At 30.6% G+C, this 13369-nt stretch carries 8 protein-coding genes; 5 read left to right on the top strand and 3 right to left on the bottom strand.

Features of this window, described 5'->3' with window-relative positions; genetic code table 11:
- Window positions 1–513: 513 nt before the first annotated feature.
- Window positions 514–1122 carry a superoxide dismutase gene (locus FNB79_RS04390; RefSeq protein WP_143380147.1) on the bottom strand — a complete coding sequence of 203 codons (609 nt, stop codon included), beginning with the start codon at window positions 1120–1122 and terminating at the stop codon, window positions 514–516.
- 134 nt (window positions 1123–1256) lie between these two features.
- On the opposite strand from FNB79_RS04390, the gene FNB79_RS04395 reads away from it, so the two are divergent.
- The 5 genes from FNB79_RS04395 (at window position 1257) to FNB79_RS04415 (ending at window position 10089) form a co-directional block, all read left to right on the top strand.
- A complete protein-coding gene (locus tag FNB79_RS04395; protein ID WP_143380148.1) occupies window positions 1257–4430 on the top strand; it encodes a UvrD-helicase domain-containing protein in 3174 nt (1057 codons plus the stop codon).
- 319 nt (window positions 4431–4749) lie between these two features.
- Window positions 4750–6102 carry an OmpA family protein gene (locus FNB79_RS04400; protein ID WP_143380149.1) on the top strand — a complete coding sequence of 451 codons (1353 nt, stop codon included), beginning with the start codon at window positions 4750–4752 and terminating at the stop codon, window positions 6100–6102.
- A gap of 69 nt (window positions 6103–6171) precedes the next feature.
- Window positions 6172–8937, top strand: a complete 2766-nt coding sequence (locus FNB79_RS04405; RefSeq protein ID WP_143380150.1) for a PD-(D/E)XK nuclease family protein — start codon at window positions 6172–6174, stop codon at window positions 8935–8937.
- Between the two features lie 7 nt (window positions 8938–8944).
- Complete coding sequence (gene mtgA / locus FNB79_RS04410) at window positions 8945–9631, top strand: monofunctional biosynthetic peptidoglycan transglycosylase (protein WP_143380151.1); 687 nt, start codon at window positions 8945–8947, stop codon at window positions 9629–9631.
- Window positions 9631–10089: a 3-oxoacyl-ACP synthase gene (locus tag FNB79_RS04415; protein WP_143380152.1), complete on the top strand. Its 459-nt coding sequence runs from the start codon at window positions 9631–9633 to the stop codon at window positions 10087–10089. Before mtgA ends, FNB79_RS04415 begins: the two co-directional genes overlap by 1 nt.
- Here the strand turns inward: FNB79_RS04415 and FNB79_RS04420 are convergent.
- Together FNB79_RS04420 and FNB79_RS04425 are read right to left on the bottom strand one after the other, a co-directional pair.
- The gene (locus FNB79_RS04420) at window positions 10067–11035 is read right to left on the bottom strand and encodes an ABC transporter ATP-binding protein (protein ID WP_143380153.1); all 969 of its coding nucleotides are present in this window, start codon (window positions 11033–11035) and stop codon (window positions 10067–10069) included. The two genes, FNB79_RS04415 and FNB79_RS04420, sit on opposite strands and share 23 nt — an antisense overlap.
- Before the next feature lie 30 nt (window positions 11036–11065).
- Complete coding sequence (locus FNB79_RS04425) at window positions 11066–13141, bottom strand: HAD family hydrolase (protein WP_143380154.1); 2076 nt, start codon at window positions 13139–13141, stop codon at window positions 11066–11068.
- Window positions 13142–13369: the final 228 nt, after the last annotated feature.

The following is a 13369-nucleotide window of genomic DNA, read 5'->3' on the forward strand; positions in this document are numbered from 1 at the left end:
ACTCCGAATTATATAATTCGGAGTTTTTTTTTGAAACTTACCTAAAAGTAATTCTAAATTCCCCTTTATATTTTAAAATTACTGCCTTTGTAAAACATACAGAGCATCTGCTGCCGTCCATACACTAACTTTCTTTAATTGAATAATGATGTAGTTATATAGAAAATATTATTTCTATGTTCCGCCTGTAAGCATATATAATTATAAATCTAGTATTATAACATGTATGGTTAACATGTGAATTTAAAATGCCTTTTTAAGCTTTAAAAAAGTAAAATTCTTAAAAATTATGTAGTTTAACCTCATTTTTTTCCGTTTAACTAATTTTTTTTTTTGAATATGCTAGTTCAATATATATTTGCTTCACCATAACATAAGTAGGTTAAGTTCATGGTAGATTTGGGGCAAAAAGGTGAACTTAATAGGTTCGCCTTTTTCATTTTATATAGGTATAAAAAAAAATCGGACCATATATAAATACAGTCCGATCATTTAAAACATTAAAACGTCTAATTACTTTGCTTCTGCATAACGACGTTCTACTTCATTCCAGTTAATTACATTAAAAAATGCACTTATGTATTCTGGTCTTTTATTTTGGTAGTTTAAATAGTATGCGTGTTCCCATACATCTAATCCTAAAATTGGTGTTCCATCACAATCTACACCTGGCATTAAAGGGTTGTCTTGGTTTGGTGTTGAACATACAGATACTTTTCCTCCTTTATGTACACATAACCAAGCCCATCCAGAACCAAACTGTGTTGCAGCGGCATTACTAAAAGCTTCTTTAAAAGCATCAACACTTTCAAAAGCATCTTCAATAGCAGCTTTTAATTCACCAGATAATCTTCCTTTACCTTCAGGGTTTAAAATTTCCCAAAATAAAGAGTGGTTATAAAATCCTCCACCGTTATTTCTAACAGCAGAATTGCTCATATCTAAATTTGTAAGAATGTCTTCAATAGATTTTCCTTCTAAATCTGTTCCTTCTATAGCACCATTTAATTTAGTAGTATATCCTTGGTGGTGTTTTGTATGGTGTATTTCCATTGTACGTGCATCGATATGTGGTTCTAATGCATCGTAAGCGTATTGTAATTTCGGTAATTCGAAAGCCATATTATTATAGTTTTTTATGATTAATAAAAATTCCTTTTTTCAAATTTAAGGATAATACACGTCAATTAAAAATAATTAATAGTTATCAAATCATTGACAGTTCTTATATTGTGTTAAATTTTTTTATAAAAAATATGGAACTCGGTACAACTTTCACTATTTATGATGCCTCAGCTGGAAGTGGAAAAACATTTACGCTTGTAAAAGCGTATTTAACAATCTTATTTAAATCTCAAAGTCATTTTCAATTTAAGAACATTTTAGCAATAACCTTTACAAATAAGGCCGTGTTTGAAATGAAGGAGCGTATTATAAAAACGCTTAAAGAGTTTTCTAATCCCTCGGTTTTAAATGGTGAGAATGATATGTTTAATTTGTTGTGTCATGACTTAAATGTACAACCAGAAGCTTTGCATAGTAAAGCAAAAGTTTTATTGCATACAATCATTCATAATTATGCGGCATTTGAAATTTCGACTATTGATGGATTTACTCATCGTATAATAAGAACATTTGCACACGATTTAAAATTACCTTTAAACTTTGAAGTCGATTTAGATTCTGATACGTTACTACAAAAAGCAGTAGATCGCTTAATAGCAAAAGCAGGGACTACTAAAGAAATTACAGATGTACTAGTGCAATTTGCTTTAGAGAAAGCAGACGACGATAAAAGTTGGAATATTGCTTTAGATTTATATAAGATAGCCAAACTTTTAATTAATGAGAATGACATTCCGTATTTAGAAGTATTAAAAGATAAAACGTTGTCCGATTTTAATACGCTTAAAAAGCAATTAAGGACAGATATTAAAGCTTCTGAAGCAGCAATAACAGAGCTCGCATTAGAGGTTTTAGATTTACTAAAAACTAATGGAATAGAATTTGCTGATTTTACAGGGAAATATGCACCTTCATATTTTAAAAAATTAAGTGAAGGCGATTTTAATGTAAATTTTAATACCGCTTGGCAAACTAAGATTGATTCGCACTCTTTATATCCAGCACGTGTAAAAAATAATGCAGATCTAGCAGGAACATTAGATCGGCTTCAACCAAAAATTGCAGATTATTTTTATAAGACTAAAGAGTTAATTTATGCATTAAAATTTACAATAACAATACGTAAAAACTTAACACAGCTTTCCGTTTTAAATGCCATTAATCAAGAATTAACTGCATTAAAAGTTGAAGAAAATAAAATGTTGATTTCAGAATTTAATACCTTAATAAGTAATGAAATTGCAGCGCAACCCACACCTTTTATTTACGAACGTTTGGGGGAGAAGTTTAATCATTACTTTATAGATGAATTTCAGGATACTTCTACCATGCAATGGCAAAATTTAATTCCGTTAATTTCTGAAGCCATAGATGCACACGATATTGAAAAAGACCCGGGATCTCTCATGCTTGTGGGCGATGCTAAGCAGGCCATTTACAGATGGCGTGGTGGTAAAGCCGAACAATTTATAGAATTATCAGATCCAGATTTCTCAACCAACCCATTTAATACATCAAAAACATTAGAGACATTAGATACTAATTTTAGAAGTTTTAAAGAAATTATAAGATTTAATAATTCTTTTTTTGATTACTTATCGGATGTCGCTTTTAGTAACACCACTTACAGTAAACTCTACAAGCGTGCTAGCCAAAATATAAAAAACCCAAATACAGGATATGTTAACCTCACTTTTTTAGATTTAAAAAACGAAGATAGTACGCAACTCTATGCAGAACATGTGTATCGTACTATACAATCTTGTCTTGCTAACGGATATCAGTTAAAAGATATATGCATATTGGTGCGTAAGACTAAAAATGCGGTCTCAACAGCACAATATTTAACAGCACAAAAAGTGCCTATAATTTCTTCTGAATTGTTATTAATAAAGCAAGCTCCAGAAGTTATATTTATCACGCATTTAGCAACACTTTTATTTCAGCCTAAAAATGCTGAAATAAAAGCAGAAATTTTATATTTCTTAGCCAATACATACAAAATTGAAGATAAACATGCTTTTTTTACAGCGCATATTTCGCTAGATAATGAGGCCTTATTTTCTAGTTTTGAGCAGTTCAATATATTTAGTAATGCAAGTGCATTAATACAATTACCAATGTTTGATATGTTTGAAACTTTGGTAAGAGAATTTAATATTGTTACACATTCTAATGCCTATATTCAGTACTTCTTAGATGTTGTTTTAGAGTTTACTCAGAAAAAAAATTCAGATATATTTGGATTCTTAGATTATTTTGAAGCTAAAATAGATAAACTAAGTATAGTCTCTCCAGAAGGTCAGGATGCAGTACAGATTATGACTATACATAAGTCTAAAGGGTTAGAGTTTCCGGTTGTTATTTTTCCCTTTGCCGATTTAAATATATACGAGGATATAGAGCCTAAAGAGTGGTTTCCTTTAAAATCAGATGATTTCAATAATTTCCCTGTTACGTTATTAGATTATAACAAAACTAATTTTGAAGCTTTTGGTAAAGACGGAGAAATTATAAGTGAAAAACATCAGTCCGAATTAGAATTAGATAGTTTAAACCTTTTATATGTTGCGTTAACACGTCCGGTAGAACAGCTTTATATAATTAGCAGTTTGGCATTAGATAACAATCAGAAAGTAAATACAAAACTGTATAGTGGTTTGTTTATAGATTACTTAATGCAGCAACAACTGTGGAACTCCGATACGTATACGTATCAATTTGGTGATCCAATAAAAAATACCAAATCAGAACATTCTGAAAATCTTTTAGATAAACCTAAACAACTTAATTTGGAGTTTATAACAACCGCAAAAAAAGATCATAATATTAAAATTATAGCAAATAGCGGGTATTTATGGGATACGAAACAACAAGATGCAATTGAAAAAGGAAATCTTATACATAATTTAATGGCAAAAATAAAAACCACAGCAGATGTTACATTGGTGTTGAACGATGCAGAACAGTCTGGACTTATAACAAAACCGCAGTTAGACGAGCTTCAAGATGTTATTTTACAAATTGTAACGCACCAAGAATTGCAATTGTATTTTACATCGCAAAATATTATTTATACAGAACGCGATATCATTAATAAAGATGGCTCTATATTAAGACCAGACCGATTAGTTATAACACCAAACAGGGAGGTTATTATTATAGATTACAAAACAGGAACAGAATTAGAAAAACATAAGCAACAGCTAGTGCAATACCAAGACTGTTTAGAACGCATGCATTATAGAGTTGTAAAAAAAATACTGATATATATTAATGAAGAAATTCAAATTTGCTATGTCTAAAAATTAAGATAAAAGCATCCTTTAAAATAATAAGTTAAATGTTAAAAGTAATAACATAATTATTTAAAAAAAAGATTAAGATATGTAAAATTAAATTCAAATTTTGCGATGTAACATGCTGTTAATTAGGTGAAATTTCGGATATATTCTATAAATGTTATTTTAAGGAGCTAATAAATGCTTAGGTATTATGTAAAACCCTTCTAAACATTGCGAAATCCATAATTATTGTTAATATTTTTTTATATTTGTCTTTGTTAATAATATTTAACAACTTACTTTTGTTTACAATTAACACTTAAAAATTAAACTTTTGAATATGAAAAATCTTAGCAGATTATTGTTCGCAATGTTGCTGGTATTTGGTTTTAGCAACACTTATGCGCAAGATGAAAACAACCCTTGGGCGATTGGCTTTGGAGTAAATGCAGTCGATTTCTATCCTAACGGAGATGGAGCCCCTTTCGGTGAAGGATTCGGAGACGAATATTTTAATGTAGGAGATCACTGGAACATTTTACCTTCTTTATCAACTATTTCTGTAGCACGTCACATCACAGGTGGTTTGTCTTTTGGAGTAACAGGATCTATTAATAAAATCGAAAATTACGGAGAAGAGTCAGTTTCTGATTTATCTTACTACGGACTTGATGGTACGTTTAAGTATGGTTTCTTAAATACTAGCGTATTCAATCCTTTCGTTGGTGTTGGTGGAGGTTACACTTGGGTCGACGAAATTGGAGCAGGAACTATTAACGGGTCTTTAGGATTCAACGTATGGTTTACTGATAACATCGGTCTTACATTACAATCTTCTTACAAACATGCTTTTGAAGATTACTTAGATTCTCACTTCCAACATTCAGCTGGAATTACAATTAAATTTGGAGGAAAAGACACTGATAAAGATGGTGTATACGACAAAAACGATGCTTGTCCAGATGTATTTGGTTTAGCAATGTTTAATGGTTGTCCTGATACAGACGGAGATGGTATTGAAGATAGTAAAGATTCTTGTCCAAACGAAGCTGGTACTGCAGAATTTAACGGATGTCCTGATACAGACGGAGACGGTGTAGCTGATCCTGATGATGCTTGTCCAGAAGTTGCTGGGTTAAAAGAATTAAACGGTTGTCCTGATGCTGATGGCGATGGTGTTGCTGATGGAGATGATAAATGTCCAAACGAAGCAGGTCCTGCTGAAAACAATGGATGTCCTTGGCCAGATAAAGATGGTGACACTGTAATTGATAAAGATGATAAGTGTCCAGATATTCCTGGTACTGTTGCAAACAACGGATGTCCAGAATTATCTGAAGCTGTTCAAAAATCTTTAAATGAATATGCTAAAACTATCTTATTCGATACAGGTAAATCTTCTATTAAAGCTCACTCTGAAGAAGTATTAAAAAACATTATCGATATCTTAAAAGAATATCCTAATGCTAAATTTACTGTTGAAGGTCACACTGATAGTTCAGGATCTGATTCTTTAAACATGAAGTTATCTGAATCTAGAGCATTATCTGTAAAAGATTACTTAGTGAAAAATGGTATCGATGAATTTAGATTATCTTCTAAAGGATACGGTGAAACTAAGCCAATCGATTCTAACAAAACTAGAGCTGGTAGAGCTAATAACAGACGTGTTGAAATTAACTTAGTTAAATAAGACTAAATCTGTTAAAATATAATTTTATAAAACGCCTCGTTTATTCGAGGCGTTTTTTATTTTTATACAATGACAACTTTTATAGAAGAGGTTATTATTAACCTACAAGAAAAAGGACTTAACCTTTCCGAATTAAAATTTATTCTTCCAAGTAAACGTGCAGGTACATTCTTAAAGCATCAACTTTCAAGATCGACTAAAACAACCATGTTTGCTCCAGAAATATTAAGTATTGAAGATTTTGTTGAATCTATTTCTGGATTAAAAACAGTCTCTAATACAGAGTTATTGTTTCAATTTTATAACACTTATACTACATTACATACAGAACCTAACCCAGATTCTTTTGAAGTGTTTTCAAAATGGGCTCAAATATTGCTTCAAGATTTTAATGAAATTGATAGGTACCTTATTCCTCAAGATAAAATATTTGATTATTTAGGTGCTATTCAAGAATTAAAACACTGGTCTCTTGAAACTGAAAAAACAGATTTTGTTAAAAATTATTTAGCATTCTGGAATAAACTTAATGCATATTACACTCATTTTACCAATCATTTATTAGAAAATAAATTAGGATATCAAGGATTAGTATACAGACAAGCAGAGGCTCATGTCAATACCTACATCAAAGAACATAAAATACAACATGTGTTTTTAGGATTCAATGCTTTAAACACTGCAGAGGAATCTATAATTCAACATATTCTAGAACATACAGATGCTTTAATTTATTGGGATATAGATAAAATGTTTTACGAGAACCCAGTTCATGATGCCGGACTATTTACAAGACAACATGCAAAAAAATGGAACTATTTTAAAACACATCCGTTTCATTGGGTTACCGAAAATTATAAAAATAATAAAACTATAAATGTAGTAGGTGTGCCTAAAAATATTGGGCAAGCCAAATATATAGGTAACATTCTTAAAACATTACAGACACCCGAAAATAAGTTAGAAAGTACGGCAATTGTTTTAGGTAATGAAGATCTGTTGCTACCTCTATTAAATTCTATACCAGAGTATATAAAGAAGCTTAATGTAACAATGGGGTTTCCTTTAAAATCCATTCCATTAGCATCTTTATTTGAGAGTCTGTTTAATTTGCATAAAAATAACCCTAAAGCATTTTATTATAAAGACGTTATTTCTATATTATCACATCAATTTATTCGCCTTTTATTATTAGATAATCAAATAGACCATGCGACTAAACTTATAGAAACTATTCAGTCTAATAACATAGTGTTTATTACCTCTTCAGAATTAATGGAGTTAAGTGATGTTTTTAAGCCTGTATTAACGCTGTTATTTGAATCTTGGGGGAATAGTGCAGCAAAAGCCTTAAGTAATTCTAAAGCGTTTATTTTAGTCTTAAAAAATCATTTAAATAAGTCCAAAGACGAACAGATATTAAGTTTAGAATATACTTATAAGTTTCATGAGCTTTTTAACGAGTTAGATCGCTTAAATACTACATACAATTATTTTCAATCTATAAGTTCATTACACCAAGTGTATAAAGAACTGCTAAGTAGCGAAACATTAGACTTTCAGGGTGAACCTCTTCAGGGGTTACAAATTATGGGAATGTTAGAATCTCGGGTTTTAGATTTTAAAACAGTAATTATTTCATCTGTTAATGAAGGGGTTTTGCCAGCAGGAAAGAGTAATAATTCCTTTATTCCTTTAGATGTAAAATTAGAAAATAAGTTGCCTACATTTAAAGAAAAAGACGCGGTCTATACGTATCACTTTTACCGTTTGCTACAACGTGCAGAACATGTATATATACTTTATAATACAGAGCCTGATGCATTAGCAGGAGGAGAGAAGAGTAGGTTTATTACACAATTGGAGTTAGAACATGTTCATACATTAAACCATGCTATAGCAACACCAACAGTAAATCTTGTAGAACATAAATTAAAAACAGTTTCTAAATCTCCTTTGGTTATACAACGCTTAAAGGAGATTGCCAAGCGTGGGTTTTCTCCATCTTCTCTTACAAGTTATATGAGGAATCCGATGGATTTCTATTTTCAAAAAGTATTAAAAATTAAGGAGTATGATGAGGTAGAAGAAACCGTAGCCGCCAATACACTAGGAACAGTGGTACATAATACTTTAGAAGATTTCTATAAGCCACTAGAAGGAATGCAATTAACGGTAGAACATATTACCGAAATGAAAACTAAAATAGCTACAACTGTATTGCATCATTTTAAAATGACCTATAATGAAGGTGATATTAGTACAGGTAAAAATCTAATTAGTTTTGAAATTGCTAAACGGTATGTGTTAAACTTTTTAAATGCAGAATTAAAAGCCATTAATGCAGGTAGAGTTATTAAAATTATTGCTATTGAGGCAGATTTTAAACAGGTAGAGATTAATATTCCAGAACTAGATTTTCCTATAACTATTGGAGGGAAAGTAGACCGTGTAGATGAATATGATGGTACCACACGTATTATAGATTATAAGACAGGGAAAGTAAGCCAATCACAAGTAGAAATTATAGATTGGGAGGAGCTTACAACAGATTATGATAAATATAGTAAACCATTTCAAATTCTTTGTTATGCGTATATGATGCAGTCTTTAGGGATATTACAATATCCAATAGAGGCCGGAATTGTTTCTTTTAAAAATTTAAATGCGGGGTTTTTAAAGTTTACTAAAAAAGATAAATCAGGAAAAGGAGCAACTAAAATAACTGCAATAGATCAACAAACAATTCAGTTATTTGAAGAGCAACTTAAGAGGCTAGTATTAGATATTTTTAATGAAAATATCGATTTTGAAGAGAAAGAAGTTAGTCACTAAATTAGGTATGAAAAAAGTTTTTAGATTTCTTTTTAAGTTATTGTTTTGGTTTGTATTTAGTTCGTTTTTGGTCGTTTTTATATATAAATACATTCCAGTTTATATAACTCCACTCATGATTATTCGTAGTTTTGAAACTTCAGAAAACGCGATGCCAAAGTCATGGAAACACCATTGGGTATCTATAGATCAGATATCTAATGCCATGCAAAAGGCTGTGATTTGTAGTGAAGATCAGAATTTTTTAAAACATAATGGGGTCGATTTTAAAGCTGTAGAAAAAGCATTTACTGCAAATAAAAGCGGTAAGCGAATACGTGGCGGAAGCACAATTAGTCAGCAAACCGCAAAAAATATATTTCTATGGCCAGAGAGAAGTTGGTTACGTAAAGGTTTAGAAACGTATTTTACGTTTATTATTGAATTATGTTGGGATAAGGAACGTATTTTAGAGGTGTATTTAAATAGTATAGAAATGGGTAAAGGGATTTATGGCTGTGAAGCTGCTGCGGAGTATTGGTTTAAAACATCTGCCTCAAAATTAACTGCATATCAGGCTGCTGCGATAGCTTCAATTTTACCTAACCCTAGAGTTTATAGGGCCAATCCGGCGTCTTCGTATATTCAAAAACGAAAAGTGTGGATTGTAAAACAAATGGCACTTTTTGGTCCTTTACAATTTAATAACCAATAATGAATAATACCGAAATTAAACAACAGCTTTTAAAACATTGTGAGCTATTTATTGAAAAACGGTTGGCAAATGTGCAACATAATATAGCCGAAGTTCAAGACGCTTTAACGTCTGAAACTAAAAGTACTGCAGGGGATAAGCATGAAACAGGTCGTGCGATGTTACAATTAGAACGGGAGAAATTTGGTGTACAGCTCTCTGAAGTTAATCAAGTAAAACAAGCATTGTCTAAAATAGATGTTTCTAAAACATCACATACAATTTGCTTGGGAAGTGCTGTAATTACAGATATTTCTAACTATTTTATAGCAATTAGTGCTGGCCAAATTTTAGTAAATAATATAATTTATTTCGCTATAGCTCCCAATACGCCAATTGGTAAGCTTCTGATTTCAAAACAAGCAGGTGAAGATGTAAGTTTTAGAAATCAAAAATTTAAGATTTTAAACGTTTTTTAGCTGCTACATTTAGTTGTAAGTGTACAGTAGTATTTGGAGGAAGAGCTGTGTTATGGTAAAAGAAAATAGCTTTAGATTGGTATTCAGCTTCTACTAAATATTGGTGTCCTCTATAATAATTTTGAGTAACGCGTACTTCTAGAGCAGGAGATTTTGTGAGTTGCAATTCATGAGCATATACAAAAATGGGTTCTGAGGTAGCGTTTATTCCTAAAGACGAAGCTCTCATGGTATTAAATTCGTCAAAAAAAGATGCAATAAGAGGCTTTTCTGGCTGTTTATATAAATTTTCAGGCGTATTATTGGCAATTATTTTTCCGTTGTTTAAAACAATCATATGGTCTGCATAAGGTAATACATCTTCGCGGTCGTGGGTAGCGACTACGCAACTTATATTTTTTTCTTTTAAATATTTAAAGAGATTACGCCTTAAGGTTTGTTTCTGAAAATTATCAATATGACTAAAAGGCTCGTCTAACAAAATAATTTCAGGCTCTTTAGCAATAGCTCGTGCTAGCGCAACACGTTGTTTTTGTCCGCCACTTAATAGTTTTACTTTTACGTCAGTAAATTCTACTAAATCAACTAGAGCAATGAGTTCTTTAGCGCGTTGTTCTTTTTCTTCTGGATAGAAATTAGATAGGAATTTTCCAATGTTTTCTTTAACAGTAATAAAAGGCATTAAATCGAATTCTTGGGCGACATATTTCATAAAATCATACCCAATAACCAAATTGTATTTTGGACCTAGAATAGGTTGGTTTTTCCACAAGATTTCACCTTCAGGTAAATCATATGTGCCGTAAAGCAGTTTTAAAATAGTACTTTTTCCAGAACCACTTTCTCCTATAATAGACAGTTGTTCGCCTGGTGCTACAGAAAAAGAAATGTGGTCTAAAATGGTTTTATCGTCGTAACCAAATGATATATTTTGAACTTGAAGCATAGTTTGAAATCGCTGTAATTTACTTGGGTATTAATTATTTTTAAAGTATGTATATTTAAGTAAAAATAGCGGTTTTAAAATACTAAATCGTATAAATTTATTAAGTAAATAATACAAGTAAATAAAATAACTTGGGGTAAGAAAGGCTAAAATTTTATTTTTTTGATATAAAACAGGTTTAAGTTTTGTGACATATCTAAACACAACTTCAGGCGTTTTAATAAATGTAATTAAATAACTTATGGGGTTACCTAATTCTTGTTTTTCATATTTTAAGCCAACTGTGTTTGTCCCTATATTTTGATAGAATCCAGAGTTTAAACTGTCTATAAATTGTAATGTTTTTTTATTGTAAAAAAGTCCTGTTTTAAGAGCAATTTTAGCTATAATTTGCTGAATCATGTTTTGGTCATAACAAACGGTTTCTAAGTTTTTAAGTAACTCTTGGTGAAACCCTAGCATTTGTTTTTGGTGAGTTTCAATATAAGTTTCGTACAACCATTTTTCTTCAGGATTATGTTTTTCAATCACATATTTAGCTGTATCGGTATACTCGACTGCACTGCCGTGATTTGCTGCCGAAAATTGTTCGTAATATTGGTTATTTGCCATAAGCAAGTAGTCGGTATAAGATGTGAATGGTAATATGGAAAAAATAAGACCATCGCGTTTTGTTTTTTCCTGAATATTGTAAATGTATCTTAATCCTAAATAGTAACCCGTAACCGGTATTTCCGATTTGTAAAATCCATATAAAGATTCTTGCATGGTTCCGCCCCAGCCAATATCTACCAAGTAAATTCCTTCTTTTTCAATGTCTACTCCAAAGGCATTAATGTAAGCATTAAAACTGTTTCTATTGGTTTCTCTATGTGTTTTATAGAATGCAATAAAAGTTTCGTTTTGTTTTAATTTTTCAAAAACCTCAGACTTAAAAAAGTCTTTAATAGGTGCATTAGCGCTAATGTTTAAAGCTTTAATAATTGTGTGTTGTGTAGACTCTGGACAATTAAAAAAGATTAAAAAATCTGCAATAGATAATTCTGGATATTTATCCTTTAAATATAAAAAAGGTTCTGTCTCTAAAGGTTCTAAATTAATTTGAATAGAAGCTTGTCTAGATGTTTTTAAATAATGAGTATTGATTTTTGAATTGGTATCAATAAGGTGAAACTCTTGATATGAATCGAATATTTGTTTTAAAAATTGGCCCTCTCTAGCTAAGAAAAATAAATTTTTTACCCTTTCTTTTTTGCATTTAATATATAGTCTTTCAATAAAAAAATGATAATAAATAATATACTGTGTAAAAGGCATAATGTCCTTTTTCTTTGATTTTTTGTATATAGTATTTATAACTTTTTTAGTTGATTTAAAATCGTTACCTAAGGCATTTAATCTATTTTGTTTTAAATATTTATCGTGTGGTAGTTTATGGGCATTTAATTTGTTTGTAATAGCGTTGTCATAATCACTTCTTTGATTGTCTCCTATCATTACAACTTCGCTAGGATTTGTTATTAAAAGAGTCTCTAAAACTGTTTTATAAAGTGTGCCTGCATGTTTGCTGGTTTGAAGCATGGAGGAACTAAAAATATCATCAAAAAGAGTTGAGATACCGTGATATTGTAATAATTTTTCGAATAAAGATTTAGAGCCGTAAAAATCTGAAACCAAATACACTTTTCCGCCCTTAGATTTAAATGTTTTTATGGTATTTACTACGTCTTCATTTATATACTGTACACTACTTTCTGTTTTAAAATCGATGGTTTCAAAAAGCTCAAAAAAACGAGATTTGCAACTGTAATCTATATAATTAGAATTAACCAACCTTATAAAAACATCCCCGATTAAAATTTCATAAGGAATTTCGACATTGTTTTTTTTTAATTTTTCACAAAGATGTGCTAAAGCCTCTTGTCTTATAAAATATAACGCATCATACGTCAGGTCTAATCCTAATTCTATAATCATGTACTTGGCCCATAATTTTAGGGTGTAATTTGGGTGAACCGTTCTATGAATTATCGTGTCGTAGTAATCACTAAATAGAACTTTAGTGTATTTATTATCTAGTTTAATCTTTAAATCATTCAAAGACATTAAAGGTTGAATTTGATTAATATTAGGTTTAGTTATAACGAAGATAAGTTTTCGTTTGTTAAACTTATAGCATTTTAAGTTAGAAATGCTTTGCCCTGTAAAATTATCTTCTTAAAAACTAAGGTAATATAAGGAAGTTGGAGTGTAAAGGTATTAGTGTTTAGTTTTTTAATTGTTGTCTTTCTGTAATTTGTTTAAGGATGTGTATAGATAAAAAAAGTCATTTAA

The organism is Formosa sediminum (assembly GCF_007197735.1).
Classification (GTDB): Bacteria; Bacteroidota; Bacteroidia; order Flavobacteriales; family Flavobacteriaceae; genus Formosa; species Formosa sediminum.

Bases quoted from the DNA above. Each gene is read 5' to 3' on its own strand.
- mtgA (WP_143380151.1), top strand. From the start codon at position 8,945: ATGAAAAAAGTTTTTAGATTTCTTTTTAAGTTATTGTTTTGGTTTGTA.
- FNB79_RS04400 (WP_143380149.1), top strand. From the start codon at position 4,750: ATGAAAAATCTTAGCAGATTATTGTTCGCAATGTTGCTGGTATTTGGT.
- FNB79_RS04405 (WP_143380150.1), top strand. From the start codon at position 6,172: ATGACAACTTTTATAGAAGAGGTTATTATTAACCTACAAGAAAAAGGA.
- FNB79_RS04415 (WP_143380152.1), top strand. From the start codon at position 9,631: ATGAATAATACCGAAATTAAACAACAGCTTTTAAAACATTGTGAGCTA.
- FNB79_RS04420 (WP_143380153.1), bottom strand. From the start codon at position 11,035: ATGCTTCAAGTTCAAAATATATCATTTGGTTACGACGATAAAACCATT.
- FNB79_RS04390 (WP_143380147.1), bottom strand. From the start codon at position 1,122: ATGGCTTTCGAATTACCGAAATTACAATACGCTTACGATGCATTAGAA.
- FNB79_RS04425 (WP_143380154.1), bottom strand. From the start codon at position 13,141: ATGTCTTTGAATGATTTAAAGATTAAACTAGATAATAAATACACTAAA.
- FNB79_RS04395 (WP_143380148.1), top strand. From the start codon at position 1,257: ATGGAACTCGGTACAACTTTCACTATTTATGATGCCTCAGCTGGAAGT.